Origin of the sequence: Mycolicibacter engbaekii (assembly GCF_002101585.1) — a bacterium.
Lineage (GTDB): Bacteria > Actinomycetota > Actinomycetes > Mycobacteriales > Mycobacteriaceae > Mycobacterium > Mycobacterium engbaekii.
Genome location: NZ_LQOT01000008.1, coordinates 23,325 through 42,387, shown reverse-complemented (window position 1 = coordinate 42,387; position 19,063 = coordinate 23,325). Strand labels below are relative to the sequence as shown.

Annotated in this window: 12 protein-coding genes; 6 read left to right on the top strand and 6 right to left on the bottom strand. The window is 69.1% G+C overall.

The features are described from left to right. Window positions 1-6 precede the first annotated feature (6 nt). Entirely contained in the window at window positions 7-3,669 is a 3,663-nt protein-coding gene (locus tag AWC02_RS22785) for a beta strand repeat-containing protein (protein WP_165757818.1), read from the top strand. A gap of 90 nt (window positions 3,670-3,759) precedes the next feature. Here the strand turns inward: AWC02_RS22785 and AWC02_RS01185 are convergent, their stop codons facing one another. Next, window positions 3,760-4,170: a GtrA family protein gene (locus tag AWC02_RS01185; RefSeq protein ID WP_085126457.1), complete on the bottom strand. Its 411-nt coding sequence runs from the start codon at window positions 4,168-4,170 to the stop codon at window positions 3,760-3,762. 411 nt (window positions 4,171-4,581) lie between these two features. Here AWC02_RS01185 and AWC02_RS21765 point away from each other — a divergent pair, with 411 nt between their 5' ends. Next, the gene (locus AWC02_RS21765; protein WP_165757817.1) at window positions 4,582-6,954 is read left to right on the top strand and encodes a PE family protein; all 2,373 of its coding nucleotides are present in this window, start codon (window positions 4,582-4,584) and stop codon (window positions 6,952-6,954) included. 309 nt (window positions 6,955-7,263) lie between these two features. Beyond that, window positions 7,264-7,869, top strand: coding sequence for a hypothetical protein (locus AWC02_RS01175; RefSeq protein ID WP_085126455.1), 606 nt, complete (start codon window positions 7,264-7,266; stop codon window positions 7,867-7,869). Window positions 7,870-7,944: 75 nt separating this feature from the next. Here AWC02_RS01175 and wzm read toward each other — a convergent pair whose 3' ends face one another. Genes wzm through AWC02_RS01150 form a run of 5 tightly spaced genes read right to left on the bottom strand, consistent with a single transcriptional unit; the run spans window position 7,945 to window position 12,990 of the window. Continuing rightward, the gene (wzm, locus tag AWC02_RS01170) at window positions 7,945-8,775 is read right to left on the bottom strand and encodes a galactan export ABC transporter permease subunit Wzm/RfbD (RefSeq protein WP_085126453.1); all 831 of its coding nucleotides are present in this window, start codon (window positions 8,773-8,775) and stop codon (window positions 7,945-7,947) included. Next, complete coding sequence (gene glfT1, locus AWC02_RS01165; protein WP_085126451.1) at window positions 8,772-9,692, bottom strand: galactofuranosyltransferase GlfT1; 921 nt, start codon at window positions 9,690-9,692, stop codon at window positions 8,772-8,774. Before glfT1 ends, wzm begins: the two co-directional genes overlap by 4 nt. After that, window positions 9,689-10,498, bottom strand: coding sequence for a galactan export ABC transporter ATP-binding subunit Wzt/RfbE (wzt, locus tag AWC02_RS01160; RefSeq protein ID WP_085126449.1), 810 nt, complete (start codon window positions 10,496-10,498; stop codon window positions 9,689-9,691). The genes glfT1 and wzt overlap by 4 nt, the downstream gene beginning before the upstream one ends. Before the next feature lie 19 nt (window positions 10,499-10,517). Next, window positions 10,518-11,063 carry a bacterial proteasome activator family protein gene (locus AWC02_RS01155; RefSeq protein ID WP_085126447.1) on the bottom strand — a complete coding sequence of 182 codons (546 nt, stop codon included), beginning with the start codon at window positions 11,061-11,063 and terminating at the stop codon, window positions 10,518-10,520. Further along, window positions 11,044-12,990 carry a DUF6541 family protein gene (locus AWC02_RS01150; RefSeq protein WP_419179189.1) on the bottom strand — a complete coding sequence of 649 codons (1,947 nt, stop codon included), beginning with the start codon at window positions 12,988-12,990 and terminating at the stop codon, window positions 11,044-11,046. Before AWC02_RS01150 ends, AWC02_RS01155 begins: the two co-directional genes overlap by 20 nt. Window positions 12,991-13,117: 127 nt before the next feature. Here AWC02_RS01150 and AWC02_RS01145 point away from each other — a divergent pair, with 127 nt between their 5' ends. The 3 genes from AWC02_RS01145 (at window position 13,118) to AWC02_RS01135 (ending at window position 19,062) form a co-directional block, all read left to right on the top strand. Continuing rightward, the gene (locus AWC02_RS01145) at window positions 13,118-14,314 is read left to right on the top strand and encodes a cysteine desulfurase-like protein (RefSeq protein WP_085126443.1); all 1,197 of its coding nucleotides are present in this window, start codon (window positions 13,118-13,120) and stop codon (window positions 14,312-14,314) included. A gap of 144 nt (window positions 14,315-14,458) precedes the next feature. After that, window positions 14,459-16,312, top strand: coding sequence for a fatty acyl-AMP ligase (locus tag AWC02_RS01140; RefSeq protein ID WP_237160276.1), 1,854 nt, complete (start codon window positions 14,459-14,461; stop codon window positions 16,310-16,312). Between the two features lie 575 nt (window positions 16,313-16,887). Further along, a complete protein-coding gene (locus AWC02_RS01135; RefSeq protein ID WP_237160275.1) occupies window positions 16,888-19,062 on the top strand; it encodes an autotransporter outer membrane beta-barrel domain-containing protein in 2,175 nt (724 codons plus the stop codon). Window position 19,063 lies beyond the last annotated feature (1 nt).

Sequence of the window (19,063 nt, the reverse complement as noted above, 5' to 3'; positions counted from 1 at the left end):
GTCGGTGTGGCCGGCACGGCGGGCACGGCCGGCAACCCCGATGGTGGTGCCGGTGGCAATGGTGGCACTGGTGGTAACGCCGGTGCCGGTGGTGCTGGCGGCCTCTCCGGTGGTGGGGTGCAGGCCGCTTTCGGTGCCAACGGCACCGCGGGTGTCGGCGGCAACGGTGGTGCCGGTGGTGCCGGCTACGACGCCGCTTCTGATGCTGGGGCGGCGGCCGGAACCGCTGGTGGCAATGGTGGTGCCGGTGGCGACGCGGGTCTGGGTGGCCTGCTGGTCGGCGGCGGCCGGGCTGCCGGTGGTGCGGCCGGGGTCGGCGGCAACGGCGGCGACGGTAAGGACGGGGTTGCGGGCACGGCCGGTGACGCGGTCAACGTCAACGGCACCGCCGGCACCGCTGGTGGTAACGGCGGTAACGGTGGTCTTGGTGGTCTGCAGGCCGACGGTGTCACCCGGGCCACGTCGGGTACCGGTGGCGATGGTGGCGCCGGCGGCAAGGGCGGCGCCGGCTATGACGCGGTGGCTGCCGGCGCAGCGGCCGGCACGTCCGGTGGTGCCGGCGGTACCGGTGGCAAGGGTGGTGTGGCCGGAACCGGATCGGTCACCGGTGTGCATGGTGCTGGTGGGGTCGGCGGCAACGGCGGCTCGGGTACCGATGGTGCGCACGGCGCGGTCGGCGCCGCGGGTACGGCAGTCAACCCCGAGGGTGGTAACGGCGGCGACGGCGGCAATGGTGGTAACGCCGGTGCCGGTGGGGCCGGTGGCCTCTCCGGTGGCGGGGTACAGGCCGCCAACGGCACCAACGGCACCGCGGGTAAGGGCGGCAACGGCGGCGCCGGCGGCGACGGCTACGACGCCGCTTCGGATGCCGGGGCGGCGGCCGGAACCGCCGGTGGCGATGGCGGCAATGGTGGTAACGCCGGCCAGGGTGGTCTGCTCGTCGGCGGCGGCCGGGCTGCCGACGGCACTGCCGGGGTCGGTGGCAACGGTGGCGACGGCAAGGACGGCGCGGCCAGCACCACGGCCGGCGTGGCCGGTGGTGCCGGCGGTCGGGGTGGCAACGGTGGCCAGGCTGGCTTCGACACCAGTGGCGGATTGGGTAACACCGGCGGCAACGGCGGTCAGGGCGGCAACGGTGGTGCGGGCTTCGACGGCGCGGCCGGCGTGGATGGCAGCGCCGACGGCGGTCACGGCAGTGCCGGTGGTGCCGGCGGTGACGGCGGCCACGGCGGGACCGGCGCATTCGGTGGCGTCGGCGGCGCCGGTGGTGACGGAGGCGTCGGCGGCAACGGTGGTGCGGGCTTCGACGCCATCACCGCCGACACCAACGGCGGCAACGGCGGCAACGCCGGAGCCGGTGGTGCCGGTGGCGCCGGTGGCTGGGGCGGGCTCCACAACGTCGGCAACCCCGACGCGATGGCCGGCAACGGCGGCAACGGCGGCGCGGCCGGAACCGCCGGACACGGTGGCGACGGCCTCGGCGGCGGCGCCAACGCGACAGCCGGCAACGGTGGCAATGGCGGTAACGGCGCCGACGGCGGCGCCGGCGGTGCGGCCGGCGTGGGTGCCGGTGCCAGCAGCGGCACCGCGGGCGTCGCCAGCCATGGCGGTGCAGGCGGTGACGGCGGTGCCGGCGACGGCATGGGCGGGTCGGTTCCCCAATCCGGTGGCGCCGGGGGCACCGGTGGTACCGGCGGAGCCGGTGCCGTAGGTGGCACGGGTGGCGCCGGCGGTGACGGCGCCTCGGTAGGCGTCGGCGCAACCGGCGGTACCGGTGGCGTGGGCGGTGTCGGCTGGTACGACGGCGGAATCGCCTACGGCGGCGGCGGCGGCGGTGGCGGCGGCGGCGCCCACGTCGGCGGCAGCGGATCCACTAGCGGCGTAACCGTGACCGGCGGCGCCGGCGCCAACGGTGAGGACGGCACCGCCGCCGGACCCGGCGCTACCGGTCAGGCCGGCGGTGTCGCCCAGATCATCGTCGACGGCCTGGCGCAGGACGTGATCGTCCAGGCCGGCAGCGGCACGGCGGAGTTCGCGGGCGGCAGCGCCACCCTGACCGTCGACGCGTCCAGCACCATCACCGACAGCAGCATCACCGGTGGCACCGCCGGTGTCGGCGGCAAGGGTGGTGATGCTGCCATGTCGGCGGTCGATGGCGGTGTGATCACCGGCAGTTCGGTCACCGGCGGCAACGGCAGCGACACTTCGCAGGGCGGTTCGGCCAGCCTCAGCGTGGACGGGACCGGCAGCTCGGCCACCTCCGTGGTGGTCACCGGTGGCGACGCCGGAAGTGGCGGCAGCGGCGGCTTTGCGACTGTGGCGGTCGACTCGGGCGGCACCGTCACCGACACCCAGGCCGCCGGCGGTAACGGCAGCAACGGTGGTTCCGGCGGTGGCGCGTCGGTGGTTGCCAGCAATGGCCAGGTCGAATCAAGTTCGGCGACCGGCGGCAACGCCTCGGCCACTGGCCCCGGCGGGTACGCGTCGATCCAGGCCGTCGACGCCGCGGTCATCGACAGTCATGTTCAGGGTGGCGACGGCGACGGCGACGGCGGCAGCGGCTTCAGTGGGTTCTCGCTGTTCTCCGTCGGCGGCTACGGTGGTGCCGGTGGTACGGCCATCATCGACGCGTCCGCAGGCGCCGTGATCACCGACAGCACGGCCACCGGTGGCGCTGCCACTGACGCCGCATCTGGTGGCGTGGCGAGCCTGATCGCCTCTGGTGCAGGCACCACCATCACCGATAGCCACGCAATCGGCGGCCAGGGCGGTGCGGGCTCTGACGGCGGTGCCGGCGGCGCCGCCACCATCACCGCCTCGACCGGCGGCACCGTCACCACAACGGTCGCGACCGCAGGAGCGGGCGGCGACGGCGTCGGAGGCGTCGGCGGCAAGGGCGGCAACGCTGATGTCGAGGCCACCGGCGGAGGCACCGTGCAGAACAGCTTCAGCTTCGGCGGTGACGGCGGTGCCGGATCGGACGGCGGCACCGGTGGCAACGCTGGCCGGGGTTACCTGTGGAGTCTCAACGAAGGCACGGTGGAGGGTTCGGCGACCGGTGGCAGCGGTGGGAACGCCGACGGTGCCAACAGCGTTGGTGGCACCGGGGCCATCGGATACTTCTCCGCCGGACGCGACGAGTTTGGTCCCGGCGCAACCGGTGGCGGACTGGCGCACGGGACGGTGCAGGGTGGCCATGGTGGGGACGCCGTCGGCGCGAACTCCGTGGGCGGCAACGGGAACCGGGCCGCCATCCAGGCCAGTGGCCTGGGTGCGGTGGCGAGCGGCAGCGTCGTCGGCGGCAACGGCGGCAACGGCATCGACGGGGGAGTCGGCGGCAACGGCAGCACGCTGGTGACCCAGATCATCGGCCTGGGCGACGGTGCCCTGGCGACCGGCAACACCGTCCAGGGCGGCAACGCCGGCAACGGCGTGGACGGCGGTGTCGGCGGTGCCGGTGGCTACGCCAACATCGGCGTCCACAATGTCAAGGCCCCCGCCGAGGCCTCGTCCTACACCAACGGGCAGGCGACCGCCGGCAGCGGCGGCACCGGCACCGGCACGGGTAACACCGGCGGTGCGGGGCAGTCGCTGGAACGGTTCGCCGCCCCCGGGCAGGACGTCGACGGCGACGTCCGCACGGGCACCAACGGCGCGAACAACCCGTAACAACCGCTTGGCGCCCGCCACCGCGGCCTGATCTGTCAGGTCCCGGTGGCGGGCGTTCTGGGCGTAGCCGAAAGACGTGCCGGGACCGGGTCAGCGGGCCCGGAAGATCACCGCTCGCTGCACCACGAAATTGATGACGGTGGCGGTCCCCTGCGCGGCCACGAAAGCCACTGGCAGTGCCCACCGCTGATAGTCCAGCAGGTGCAGGCACAGGTGATTGATCCCCACCTGCACCCCGAACGTCAGTGCGTAGAGCGCCATCACCGCGATGAAGCGGCCGGCATGGGCGTCGGACTGGAACGTCCAGCGCCGGTTGATCAGATACGCGGTGGTGGTGCCGGCGACGAAACTGACCGCCTTGGCCACATCGACCGGTGTCCCTGCCCCCAGGTAGAGCAGCAGGTACAGCCCGAAGTCGACCACTGCCGACAGCGCGCCGGTGATGAGAAAGCGCCAGACCTGGGTCGAAAGCTGTAGGGAGCGGGGCGTCGTCTCGGTCACCCGGGAAGCTTAAACAGCGGATCAAGTGCCAGCCGTCGTTATACCTGGCTACCGCGCGGCGCGAGTGGGGGTACCCGCCAACCACTGCGCATCTGCGGTGGTCAGGCGCGGCTGTGAATCCTCCGAAGCGTCCCCGAGAGATACCCCAGCAACCTAGGCAGACTCACAGCATTCCGCGCACTGCGCGCGAAAACCCGCCGCGGTATCCCTTGCGAGATATGTGGACAATCTTCCACAGGCAAGTCAGATGCTCCCAAGCAATAGCAGGTAGTTCGGCTTGTTGAGCGCCACGAGGCATCGTTGCCACGATGTGGTTGCCCCGATATTGACTCCCGTGATAGCTTAACGCAAGCTAAGTAATTGACCGCTCCGTAAGCCGCCACCAGCTAACCTCACATCCGAAGGGGTACCATGTCGCATCGATCTGCTGCTAAGGCAAAGTCTGCTGCTAAGGCAAAGGCCAGTCGACTCAGCCGTGCTGTAGGTGCTACCAGTGCTGCGGGCGCGTTCCTGGCTTTTGGTCTGACGCCCATCACGGCGGCGCCGGCCAACGCCGATCTGGAGGACTTCGACTTCGGCGACCTGTTCAGCTGGATTGTGCCGACGTCGGCGGACTCGTCGCCGTTTGACTGGAGCAGTTTCGACTCGCTGTTTGACGCCGGTCTGCCGGGCTCGGCTGCCGTCAGCCCGATCGACAGCCTCAACGAGTTGGTGGCCAACACCCTCAACGCAGTCATCTACCAGCCGATTTACGGCATCGGCCAGTTCCTGGTCACCGGCCTCGGCCTGCAGATCGACGGGGTCTTCGGCAACGGCGACGATGCCTTCGTCAGCATCGACGGCAACGGCGACTTGGTCTACAACGCCGCCTCTGCCGGTGGCTTCCTGTTCGGTGACGGCGGTGACGGTACATTCCTCAACGCCGACGGTGAGGTGCTTGGCGCCGATGGCCTGGTGCTGGTCGACGCCAACGACAACGTGGTGACCCTGGCCGGCATCGAGGACGGCACGTATTCCTTCGGCAGCGCGGACTTCAACCTCAATGGTGGCGCCGCCGGCCTGATCGGCAACGGCGGCGACGGCGGCAGCTTCTTCGGTCTCGGTGGTGATGGTGGCGCCGGTGGCTACTTGATGGGCCACGGTGGCGCCGGTGGTCAGGGCGGCATCGGTGACATCGGCCTGATCGGTTTCGCCGGTGGCACCGGTGGTGACGGTGGCTTCCTGATCGGCAACGGCGGTGCCGGTGGTACCGGTGGTACCGGTGGCACGGGTGCCGCCGGTGGTATCGGCCAGGCCGGTGGCGCCGCCGGTAACGGTGGTGCGGGCGGCAACGGCGGGGTGGCCGGACTGTTCGGTAACTCCGGTGCTGGTGGCACCGGTGGTGTCGGGGGTACCGGTGGCGCCGGCGGTGCGGGTGCTGCCGGTGACGAGAACGAGCCCGACGGCGGCGATGCCGGCGTCGGTGGCGCGGCCGGTAACGGTGGTGTCGGCGGTAACGGCGGCGCGGGTGGCTTCTTCGGTGTTCACACCGTGGGTGCCGCGGGCAACGGCGGTGCGGGCGGCGTCGGTGGTGCCGGTGGTGCCGGTGGCGCCGGAGTGGCGGGCCTGGCCGGTACCTTCGCCGACGAGGGCGACGGTAACGGCGGTAACGGCGGTTACGGCGGCAACGGCGCAGTCGGCGGTGCGGGCGGCGTCGGTGGCGCGGCCGGTGTCGGCTCTGTTCCCGGAGTGGCGGGTGTCGACGGTAACGGCGGCGCCGGTGGTGCCGGTGGCGACGGTGGAGCTGGAGGCATCGGCGCTGCCGGTTTGTTCGGTGCAGTTGGCGGTAACGGAGGCCTCGGCGGCAACGGTGGTGCTGGTGCGGCCGGTGGTGCGGCTGGTGGTGCAACCGGCAGCGCCGGAGCCGCAGGTATCGACGGCAATGGTGGCGACGGCGGCGCCGGTGGAGACGGCTGGGCCGGCACGGCCGGCACGCCCGGCACGCAAGATGGCGCTGACGGTAACGACGGTGTTGCCGGTGGCGACGCGGGCAACGGTGGCGCCGGTGGTCAGGGCGGCGGCCAGGCCGGCAACGGCGGCAACGGCGGCGCCGGTGGCGTCGGTGGTGCCGGTGGTGCCGGCGGTGCTGGCGCGGCCGGGGTTGAGAACCCGGGCGGTAACGGTGGCAACGGTGCGGCCGGTGGCCAGGGTGGTGTCGGCGGTGCGGCCGGTGCCGGCGCCGCTGACGGTAACGCCGGCAACGTCGGTGCTGACGGCAACGGTGGCGCTGGCGGTGCTGGTGGCGCTGGCGGTGCCGGGACGAACGGCAACGACGGTGAGGAAGGCGGTGCCGCAGGTGGGGCTGGCGTTGCCGGTGGCAACGGTGGCAACGGTGGCGCCGGTGGCGAGGGCGGCGGTGCGACCGGTCTCGGTGGCGACGGTGGCGCCGGCGGTCTCGGCGGCAACGGCGGCAACGGCGGCAACGGCGCGGCCGGAGCGCCGGCGGAGGAAGGCGAGCCCGGCGGAGACGGCGGCAACGGCGGTAACGGTGCCGGAGGTGGCGCCGGTGGTGCCGGCGGCACTGCCGGTACCGGCGGAACTGACGGTGTCGACGGCGACGGCGGTGCCGGCGGCAACGGCGGCAACGGCGGCAATGGAGCTGACGGCATTGGAGCGCCGGGCGGTGTCGGAGGCACTGGCGGCACTGGTGCTAGCGGCGGCGCTGCTGGTGGCGGAACTGGTACGCCGGGTGCGAACGGTGTCAACGGCCAGAACGGCGCCAACGGTCAGGGTGGTCAGCCGTAGTAGTTCGGACAATGTAAAAGAAACACCCCGCACATTTGTGCGGGGTGTTTCTTTTACGATGGAGTCACTGCGCGGCGGGTCGTGGCCTTGCAGTGCGAAATCTCCAGGCCCAAAAAATGTCGACACCGCAATACCCAGGTGATCGTTTGAACTGAAACGTTCCTGCAGGTCTCGCCGGCCACCGCAACAAATTCGCATCAGGCTGGCTTCCGCGCTCGAATATCAGCTTGCACTGCAATACAATTTGTCGCTATGTGGACAGTGTCGAGCGGGTATCCTCGCGTCTTTCTCAGTGTTGCGACGGCAGGCATGGTCGCGCTGGCGGCCAGCGGCGTCGCGGCCATGCCCGACACGATTCCTGCAGTTCCCGCCCCGCCCGCGACGGTCTTCGCCCCAGTCGACCTCACGGCGTTGTCGGCCGATTCGAGCTTGATGGACCTAATCGGTTCCCTGACCGGGTTGAATTTCATCATTCCGTTTCTGAACAGTCCCGATACTCCGCTGTTTCCGTTCGTCACCGCGTTCGAGACCCTGGGCCAGGCTTTCTTCGTCATTCCCGTGACCGTGGCAATCGGCGCCCCGTTACTGCTGCTCACCGAAGGATTCGAGGGCGTCCAGGACCTGTTCGTCGAGTTGGGCGCAATATTCGGGGCGGTGCAGGACGCCTTCGACAGCATCATGGACTGGTACGCGACGCGTAACTGGTTCACCGGCGAATTGCTCGACCCCGGTTCCAGTGCAGCGCTCGACCTGGCGGGCTGGGCCGATGTGTTCCTCGGCGCCGGTGCGCAGGATCTCGTCCCGCCGACGGATCTCGACGCGGTGTTTCCCGCCGAGGGTGTCGATTCCGGGGCCGTCGTGGACGGCTTCGAGGCCGTACTCGCCGATTTCGGTCTCGCCGACCTGATCGGCTGAGGCCCCCGCCCGGGCCGACCCATCACGAAAGAGCCATGCGCGTTCTCGGGTGTGGTCCTGCAGAACGGCGCCGGGCTACACCCAGTAGGCGACTCTCGACCGGTACTTGCGCAGCACCAGTGCTGCCACACCCCAGCCGAGCACGGTCAGGGCCACCACCACCGCCCAGTGCCGCAGTTCCTGGTGCGCTCCCAGTAGTGGTGCGCGCACGATGTCCAGGTAGTGCATCAGCGGGTTGAACTCCACCACCGCCGTCCAGCGTGACGCCCCCTGCGCGCGCAGGGTGTCGTAGTTCCAGATGATCGGGGTCATCAAGAACAGCAACTGCACCACCGAGAACAGCAGGGGCGCGATATCGCGGTAGCGGGTGGCCAAAATCCCGAAGCACAGCGATACCCAGACGCAGTTCAGCGCGATCAGGAGCAATGCGGGGATCACCGAAAGATCAGCCCACGACCAGGGTTTCGGGAAGATCAGCGCAATGGGCAGGTAGATGACGATGTTGTGCGCGAACAGGATCATCTGGCGCCACACCAGCCGGTAGACGTGCACGCTCAACGGCGTGGGGAGTTGTTTGATCAGGCCTTCGTTGGCCACGAACACATCGGCGCCCTCCAAGATGGCGGCGTTGAGCAGGTTCCACACGATCAGCCCCAGCGTCACATAGGGCAGGTGTACCGCCAGGTCCAGGTGGAACAGCTTGGAGTACAGCCCGCCCATCGCCACCGCGGTGGTGGCGGTGCCGATGGTGATCCAGAACGGGCCGAGCACACTGCGGCGGTAACGCTGCTTGATGTCCTGCCAGCCCAGGTGCAGCCACAACTCGTGCCGGCGGAACCCGTCCACCAGGTCAGCCCGCGCGCGTGCGAAGGTGTTGGACTGCGCGGCAATGTCGTCGAAGCTCATTGCTGCCCTTCTGGTTTGGTGAACTTTTCCCGTCGTCCCTGTCGGCGCAGCCGGGCCCACTCGAACAGGCCGGCCGGGTCGCGGCGCGTCACCAGGAAGTACCAGCCGAACCGCAGCCACTCCTGGATCAGCAGCCGGCGCATCCCGGGCTGCGCCATCAGGTAGCCGCGGTTGCGATACGTGTAGAACCGCTTGGCGGCGCTGTCGGGATACTGGGCGTGCATGCGGCCGGCCAGAATCGGCTTGAACTCCTCGGACCCGCACGGGTGCAGGTATGCCGCGGACAGGCACGTCCCGAACGCCAGTCCGGACCGCGCCAGGCGCCGGTGCATCTCCACCTCGTCGCCGCGCATGAACAGTCGCAGGTCCGGTACGCCGATCACGTCCAGCGCGTCGGCGCGAAACAGTGCCCCGTTGAACAGCGAGGCGATTCCGGGCAGCAGATCCTGATCCGGTGCACCACTGCGCAGTTCCTCCACCTTGCGCCGCCACACCAGCCCGCGTCGCAGCGGGAACGCCAATCGGGACGGGTCTTCGATGTTGCACACCATCGGCGAGACCTCGGCCAGCTGATGGCGGGTCGCGCAGTGCAGCAGCGCCGCCAGCACCCCGGCGTCCGCGGGGCGTCCGTCGTCGTCGGCCAGCCAGAGCCAGTCCGCGCCGGCCGCCAGGGCGTGCAGCATACCGAGCGCGAAACCGCCTGCGCCCCCGAGGTTTCGGCGCGACCCGAGGTAGGTGCAGGGCACCGGTTGCGCGGCCACCAGATCGGCCACCGTGGCGTCGCCGGAGGCGAAGTCATTGTCGACGACGATCACATGGTCGGGCGCCCGGGTCTGGGTTGCCAGCGCCTTGAGGGACTCGGCCAGCTGCAGCGGCCGCCGATGCGTGACGACGACGGCGTAGACGGTCTGGGTCACGCCTGCTCACCGGCCCGGGTCTCGGCCAGCACCTCGCGCACGTGCCGGGCCGCCTCGGGGCCTTCGTAGGCGCCGACCACTTCCTCGATTCCGCCGGTCATCCGCACAGTGCCGTGGTCGATCCACATCGCGGTCTTGCACAACCGGGCCAGGAATTCGTTGGAGTGACTGGCGAACACCAGGATTCCGGACCGTTCGACCAGCTTCTGCAGCCGGGTCTGGGCCTTCTTCAGAAACTCCGCGTCCACCGCCCCGATACCCTCGTCGAGCAGCAGAATCTCCGGGTCGATGCTGGTGACGACGCCCATCGCCAAACGAACCCGCATCCCGGTGGAGTAGGTGCGCAGCGGCATCGCCAGATAGTCGCCCAGCTCGGTGAACTCCGCGATCTCATCGACCTTGGCCGCCATCTGCTTTCGGGTCTGGCCCAGGAACAGCCCCCGGATGATGATGTTCTCGTAGCCGGAGATCTCCGGGTCCATCCCCACGCCCAGGTCGAACACCGGTGCCACCCGGCCCACCACCTTGGCCGACCCGCGCGTGGGCTCATAGATTCCCGAAAGCAGTCGCAGCAGTGTCGATTTGCCGGCGCCGTTGTGGCCCACCAGGCCCACCCGGTCGCCCAGCGACAGGGACATGGTGATGTCGCGCAGCGCCTCGACCACCACCACGTTGGAGCTGTTGCGTCCGATCGCCCCGCCGGCCTTGCCGAGGAACGCCTTCTTCAACGAGCGCGACTTGGCGTCGAAGATCGGAAACTCCACCCAGGCGTCGCGGGTTTCGATACGGGGATCGTTGGCAGACAAGGTGATATCGCCTGCCGGCTTACAGGTACTGGCCGGAGCCGGTGTGGCCCTGGGTGTGCCCCCCGCCCGTGGCGCCGGGCGGCAGCGCGCCGTGGCGCATCTGCTCCAGCTGTGCCCGGGCAGCCATCTGCTGAGCGAACAGCGCGGTCTGGATCCCGTGGAACAGACCCTCGAGCCAGCCGACCAGCTGGGCCTGGGCGATGCGCAGCTCGGCGTCTGAGGGGGTGGCGTCCTCGCGCAGCGGCAGTGTCAGCCGGTCCAGCTCCTCGCGCAGCTCCGGGGCCAGCCCGTCCTCGAGTTCGCGGATGCTCGCCGAATGGATCTCGCGCAGCCGGGCACGGCTGGCGTCGTCGAGCGGTGCGGCCCGCACCTCTTCGAGCAACTGCTTGATCATGGTGCCGATCCGCATCACCTTGGCGGGTTGTTCGATCAGGTCGGTCAGCGACGGCTCGTCCTCGTCGGCGGCACCGGCGCCGGCGGATCCGGCCGCCAGCAGTCGCGGGTCGGCACCGCTGATGATCTCGACGCCGTCTGAGTCGTCCGCGTCATTCCTGCCGGTGCTCACCGCGCCCGCCTCCCTGCCATTGATAGATGCTGGCCTCGCCGTTGTCGTAGATCTTGGCCCACGACCGTGATTTCCCCAGTGACACTAGTCCGTCGGGAAGTGAGAACCCGCGCACCGTCGGGCTGCTGATCAGCACGTAACGGATATTGAGGTCCTGCACGGCCGCCGCCACCCGCGGATCGTTGTCGGCGTCGTCGGCGTAGGCCCAGAAGATGTACCGCTGCGGGCCGGGGCCCTGCTGCTGCGGAAAGTCGTAGTGCGTCCACAGCGGGTGCAGGCCGGCGACCGCGTACATCCAGGCACTGCCGTCGACGTTGGCGTTGCCGATCACCGTCTCGCGCGCGCCCGGCAGAGTGGCCAGGTAGGCGTATGCCTGCAGGTCGCGGGTGTCGACCATGACCGAGTCGTACTTGTCGCCGAACAAAAACGCGTGCCGTGGCAGGTAATGCCAGGCCAGCCCGACCGCGGCGGCGACCACCAACAGTCCGGTCGCCGCCGGCCGCGCCCGCGCTCCCAGCGGCTTGCCGGCCAGCTCTGCCAGCGCCGCCAGGCCTATCCCGGCCATCGGCACCAACAGCAGCGTCATGGCCGCCATGATCCGGCGCGGATCGTTGTAGAACAGGCCGGTGAAGGCGCCCAGCGGCGAGCCGGCGGGGCCGCCGACCGGAGCCGAAGACTGCACCACCGCCACCACCAGCACCGCCCACAGACCCAACGGCCACCACACCCGGCGGGCTAGGAGCACCACCGCTCCGGTGGCGGCCAGTGCCACCAGCGCGTATTGGATCGGAAAGTCGTTGAGGTGGCGGGTGTGCATCAGCAGGGCGTCCCGCAGCCCGGCCTTGCGGCCCTCATGGGTCACGAACGCGTGGCCGGCGATGATCTCGGCCTGCTTGCGCACGCTCAACAGCTGCGGCACCAGCAGCAGGCCGGCCGGGATCAGCGCCCCGGCCAGCGCCAGGGTGTCTCGCCGCTTTCCGCGCAGCGGATTCCACAGCGCCCCGTCGGGGCTCAGCCACCAGGCAGCCAGCAGCAGGCCCGTCACCACCGCACCGGTCGGGTGCACCGAGAACACCCCCACCAACGCCAGCGCCGCCACCGGGATGCGGTCTCGCATGGTGCGCACCGAGGTGATCAGCGCGAAGGCCGGCGCCACCAGACCGTAGGCCACCAGGTTGGGCATCGCCGCGGTGCCGAACTCCACATAGGGCAGCGCGGTGAACGACGCCGACAGCGCAGCGGCGGCGGCCGCTGAAACCGCGGTCACCGCGGTGCTCATCACCCGCTGCACCAGATTCCAGGTGAGCAGTGCGGCGCTCACCGGGAACAGCCATACCGAGGCGGCCAGGCCTGCCAGGGTGTAGCCGGTGGTGGGCGCGGCACCGGACAGCTGGCACAGCACCGCGGTCAGCGCGTGAAACGCCGACGGGTAGTACAGCGCGGCGTGCGTTTCGACGTTGCGCAGCTCGCCCATGTGGGTGGGCGAGGCCTGGCCGGTGTCGAGAATGAAGCGAACGGTGTTGGCGTGCCACACCGCGTCCCAGGTACTGGGAATGCTCTGCCAGTAGGGCAGTCCCCGCACCGCGGCCCAGCCGATCAGCAATACCCCGAGCAGCGTCCCGGCGGCCACCGTCAGGACCGGCCACCCGGCCGGCGAGGGCGCCGCCACATGAATGCCGGGGCGGCGTTGCAGCAACATTCTCGTGGCCTTCGCCAGGGCGCCCGTCAGGGCGCCGATCACCACCAGTGCTACCGCTGCTGTGCCTGCGTTCCAAGGGATTCCGAGCGCGCCGAAAGGGACGATGGCCAGGCCCACCACGCCGTAGGTCAGTACCGGTCCGACGGCGATGGCTAATGGCCAGGACAGCCGCGCGCTGATCGCGACCAGGGTGCCGGGCAGCACCAGCAGCAAAAGCGCTGTGACCATTCCGCACGCCAGAACCACTGCACTAGTATGTCTGCCAAGGTGGCATAGCTGCGCAATGCGGGCGAGCTATCTCGTTATGCGAGAGTTCCGCCGATCGCCGATCGCGAGAAGTTTGAGGGTGGCTGAGATGGCCTATGACGTCGCTCGAGTGCGTGGACTGCACCCGACACTCGGTGACGGATGGGTCCATTTCGATTCGCCGGCGGGAATGCTGATCCCGGACTCAGTCGCGACCACGGTGTCCACGGCGTTCCGCGGATCGCTGGCGAAGGCCGCGGGCCCGCACCCGGCGGCGCGCCGCAGTGCCGCGGTGCTGGTCGCGGCGCGCCAGGCGGTGGCCGACCTGGTGGGTGCCGATCCGTCCGCGGTGGTGCTCGGTCCCGACCGGGCGGTGTTGTTGAGTGCCCTGGCCGACGCCTCGTCGTCGCGCGTGAGCCTGGGGTACGAGACCGTGGTCACCCGCCTCGACGACGAGGCCAACATCGCCCCGTGGATGCGGGCGGCCAACCGCTACGGCGCCAAGCTCAAATGGGCCGAGGTGGACATCGAGACCGGCGAGCTGCCGAGCTGGCAGTGGGAGAACCTGATCACCCCAGCCACCCGCCTGGTGGCCCTCGCCTCGGCTTCGGGTGTGCTCGGCACCGTCACCGATCTGCGGCCCGTCACCAAGTTGATCCACGACGTCGGTGGCGTGGCCGTCGTCGACCACTCGGCCGCCGCGCCGTACCAACTGCTGGACATCAATGATGTCGAAGCAGATGTGGTGGCGCTCAACGCAGCCTCATGGGGCGGGCCGCCGGTGGGCGCCCTGGTCTTCCGGGACCCCGCACTGATCGACACCTTCGGCTCGGTGTCGCTGAACCCGCACGCGGTGGGCCCGGCACGGCTGGAGGTGGGCCTGCACCAGTTCGGCCTGCTGGCCGGGCTGGTCGCCAGTGTCGAGTACCTGGCTTCGCTCGACGAGTCGGCCCGGGGGAGCCGGCCCGAGCGGCTGGCGATCTCGATGCGCTCGGCCGGGCAGTACCTGAACCGGTTGTTCGACTATCTGCTGAGCTCGCTGCGGTCGCTGCCGCTGGTGATGCTGATCGGCCAGCCGGAGACGCGCATCCCGGTGGTCAGCTTCGCCGTCCAGAAGGTGCCGGCCGAGCGGGTGGTGCAGCGTCTGGCCGACAACGGAGTGCTGGCCATCGCCGACGCCGGGTCCCGCGTGCTCGATGCGATCGGGGTCAACGACATCGGCGGCGCGGTCACCATCGGGCTGAGTCCCTACTCGACGACGGCCGAGGTGGACCAACTGGTCCGGGCGCTGGCGTCGCTGGGCTGACGGCGGGATCCGCTGCGCCCGGCTCCGCCGCGCTTGCGATCCCGCTGGGTTTGTGGCGGGATCCGCTGCGCCCGGCTCCGCCGCGCTTGCGATCCCGCTACGCTGTGGGCCGTTACCCCAGCACTTTCGAAGGTAGACGCGACGATGGCAGAACCGACGAGCTCCCTGGCCCCGCTGGCCCTGGACACCCTGATCGACTTGTTGCAGCAGCAGGCTGCCCGTTTTGGGGACACCCCGGCGTTCATCTTCTGCCCGGAAGGCGACACCGAAGAGAACCGGATCACCTACCGCGAACTGGACAGCCGTGCGCGCTCGGTAGCGGCCACCCTGCAGCGCCAAGGCGCCACCGGTGAGCGCGTGCTCGTACTCTGTCGGCCCGGTGTGGACAGCATCGTCGGGCTGTTCGGCTGCTTTTACGCCGGTGCCGTCGCGGTTCCGGTTGACGAGCATTGGCCGATCCGGCGGATCGAGACCGTCGTCCCCGAAGCGGATGCGCGCTTCGCGCTGGCAACGGCCAAGACTCAGGACAAGATGAAGTCGGCCGTGGACGGTCTCAGCGCCGGCCCGAAACTGAGCTGGCTGGCCATGGATGAAGTCACCGACGACGGCTCGGCCTGGGAGCGCCATGACGTCGCTTCGGACAGTCTCGCCATGATCCAGTACACGTCGGGGTCCACCGGAGTGCCCAAGGGTTGCGTGCTGACCCACCGCAACTACCTGAGCAACCTCGAAATCATGCGCTGGGCCCTCAACCCCGCCGACGATGCGCCCGTGATGAACAGCCCGATCAGCGGGGTGTCCTGGCTCCCGCAGTACCACGACATGGGATTCGTCGGCGGCATCCTGGGCACCATCTATGGTGGCCGCACCACCGTGCTGATGTCGCCGAGCGCCTTCCTGATGCGCCCGATCCGCTGGATGCAGGCCATATCGCGCTACCAGGCGACGATCACCGCCGGGCCCAACTTCGCCTACGAAGCCTGCGTCAAACGCAGTACCCCCCAGCAGCGCGCCGCCCTCGACCTGTCCAGCCTGTCCATCGCGGTCGTCGGCGCCGGGCCCATCAGCGCGGAGACACTTCGGTCCTTCACCGAGGCGTTCGCACCGGCCGGCTTCCGGCCCGAGGCCTTCATTCCCGCCTACGGACTGGCCGAAGCAACCCTGGGCGTGACGGGCATGTCGGACTCGGCGCTACCGGTGGTGCGGCACTTCGACCGGTCCGCGCTGGGTGAGGAACGGGTCGTCGAGGTCGGTGACGACGCGACCGGGGCCGTACCGCTGGTGGGCTGCGGCGCCAAGGCGGAGACGCAGGAAACCCTGATCGTCGATCCTGAGACGCGGCTGGTCCGCGGTCCTGAAGAGGTGGGCGAGATCTGGGTGGCGGGACCGAGCGTCGGCGTGGGCTACTGGGCGCGGCCGGAGGAGACCGAGCACGCCTTCCAGGCGCGGCTGGCCGACACCGGCAAGGGCCCGTATCTGCGCAGCGGCGACTTGGGGTTTTTCCGGGACGGTGAACTGTTCGTCACCGGCCGCTGCAAGGACCTGATGACCATCGGCGGCTACAGCCACTACCCGAACGACATCGAGTTGACCGTGCAGGCCTGCCACCCGGCGCTGCTGCCCAGTCGCGGCGCGGTGTTCCTGTTGCCCACCGAGCGTTACGCCCCGGAATACATGGTGGTGGTCCAGGAGATGCAGCACCACCACGCCGAAGGGGTGGACCTCAATGAGCTGATCGGCGCGATCCGGACCGCGATCAGCACCCACCATGGTGTGCAGGCGCAGGCCGTGATGCTGCTCAAGCCGATGCGGATTCCGACCACCACCAGCGGCAAGATCCAGCGCAGCGCGTGTCGTGACCAGTACGTCGCCGGGGAACTGGCGGCGATGGCGCACTGGCAGACGCCGCTGCCCAAGAGCCAGACCCCGGCGATCCAGAAGGCCCTGGTCGCCACCCTGGGGCGGTTGGTCGCAAACCACCTGGGCAAGCAGGATTAACCGGGCGCGGACGGCGAATGCGCAGTCTTGAGGGGCCGGGCCGCTCCGTCATCACCGCGGTGAACGACTAGGTTGGGCGGCGCCGCATGTATGGCCGATGTGCCCCGCTGACGACACCGGGCCAGTAGCTCAAAGGCCGCCTTGCCGCCTCGCCGGCCAGGTGAGGGAACGTCATCGGCCGCATTTGAGTCCCGGCGGCGCCCTACCTTAGCGATCGGCCAGACCCATTACAGGGTGTTAAGTCAGCCCGCGAAACCGAGCCTGGCTGCTGCCCACACCTACGTGAACTGCACTTATAGGCCCCCGAACCCCCCGTTTTCTATCGCCATACGTGGGGTTTGCGGAGTTTTCATGACGTTTTTCCTTACTAAAATTCCCGTTCGACAAACGGGAAAACTCATGTAAGTTTAAGCAACGTCCGTAGTCAGTGTCCGTAGGAGAGCATGATGCAGCTGGCGCTTCGCCCGTACGTCACCCCCGGTGTCGCCATCGCGGGTGCCGCGTTGATCGCGGTAAACGGGGCCGTTCCCGCGGCGGTGCTGCGGCCCCAAGCTGAGCCTCGGCAGGCTCTTCAAGTGGTTGAACAACTCCCGGTGAAGCTCACGGCAGACTTCTTCGGGCCATGGGTCGACCTGTTCAACAACACCGCCACCAACCTGGTGGCGATGGGCGCGGACAACGGCTGGGTCAACCTGCTCCAGCAGATCTTCAGTGACCCCAGCTCGCTGACGCGGTTGCCCGAGGTATTCGAGTTCCTGACGTCGATCATGCCCTCGATCAGCGGTTCCGACCCGCTCGAGGTGCTGCTCTCGCCGTTCCTGACCATCGGCATGGGCCTCATCGGCCCGCTGGTCACGGTCAACGACGCGCTGCAGGACATCCTCAACCAGATCTTCAACCCCAATGACCTGCTCGACCCGTTCGCGGCCATCTTCACCGCCGTCCCCCGCCTGCTCGACGCGTGGCTCAACGGCACCAGCACGATCGACGTGATCGGCATCGGCATTCCGGCGTTCAACGGCATCCTGGTTCCCGGCCAGAACCTGATCATCGACCTGACCGGCGAGGAACTGGCCGACAACCTCGGCATCGGCGACCAGACCATCGCCAGCCTGCTTGACCAGACCGGCATCGGCACGCTGGTCGTGTCGGACATGCTGACCGGGCTGCTCGACAGCGTCGGCCTGGGTGACCAGACCCCGGTCGACGTGATCGACGCCCTCGGGCTCGGCGACCTCCAGGTCGCCAACGTGCTGAGCACCGTCTTCGACGCGGTGGGAATCGGCAACCCCACCATCGCCGACATCATGGACCAGATCGGCATCGGCGACGTGCAGATCGCCGACATCGCGATCGACTTCACCAAGGCACTGGGCTTCGACAACCCGACCGTTGTCGATCTCGCCGGTGACATCGGTCTGGCCGACCTCAAGCTGGCGGACCTCGGCTTGGACGTGCTCGAGGCGCTGGGCATCGGGGACCCGACCGTCAACGAGCTGCTCGGCACGCTCGGTGCCGACGATCTGACGCTCAACGGCCTGCTGCAGACCGCCCTCGAGGCGCTGGGCCTTTCCGGCTCGACCCCGGCCACCATGCTCGACGCGATGGGCATGGGTGACACGACCACCCACGAGTTCGTCAACAACCTGCTCAGCGGCCTTGGTCTGGGCAACCAGACGATGATGGACCTGCTCAGTCAGGCCGGCCTCGCCGACGCCGACATGTCGCAGCTGATCATCAGCATCCTCGGCTCGTCCGGGAACGCCACCGTGGCCGACCTCATGGGCTACGCAGGGTTCGGCGCGGTCACCGTCCAGGACGTCACCGACCTGTTGGGCATCACCAACCTGTCGGTGGGCACGATCATGGGCAACCTGGCCCCCATCGTCGGCAACCTCACGATCAACGACATGCTGGTTGCCACCGGCATGACCCCGCTGGACAAGGGTGGTGACGACCTGCTGGCCAACGCCTTGGCCAGTACCACCGTCGCCAGCGTCCTGGGTGACCAGCTGAACGACCCGCTGATCTCGATGCTGGGCGACACCGGCGAGATGACGATCGCCGACATGATCCAGACGAACTTCGCGATGACGCTGGGTCAGATGCTCACCGACGCGGGCATGGCCGACCTGACCCTGGCGGACCTGGTGCTGGGCGGTTTGCCCGACGAGCCGCTCGCGAACCTGCTGGGGCCGTTGGGCACCACCACCTTCGCCGAGCTGGTCAACCAGATGGTGCCTGCCGACCAGACGATCGCCGACATGCTGAGCGAAGCCGGTATCGGTGACCAGACCCTGAGCCAGCTGCTCGACCAGACCTTCGGCGACCAGACCGTGGCCAACGCGCTCGACGACGCCGGCCTGGGCAGCATGCAGCTCGACGACATCATCCGCCAGGCGCTGGGCCCGCAGACCGTCAACGAGATGCTCGACGAGTTCGGTATCGGCGGCCAGTCGCTCAGCGACCTGTTCGACCAGTTCTTCGGCACCTCGACGATCAGCGACTGGATGATCGACCTGGGCCTGGGCGACCAAACCCTCAACGAGCTGATCGACTCGCTGTTCGGGCCGGCCACGGTCAGTGCGCTGCTCGGCGACTTCGGTCTTCAGACCGTCGACGAACTCCTGGCATCCCTGGGGCTGGGCGACATCACCGTCATCAACGCCCAGATCGGCGAATTCTTCGGTTCGATCTCCTACTGGCTCGACGGCCTGGGTGACCAGATCACGGCGGTGCTCAGTGGTTAAT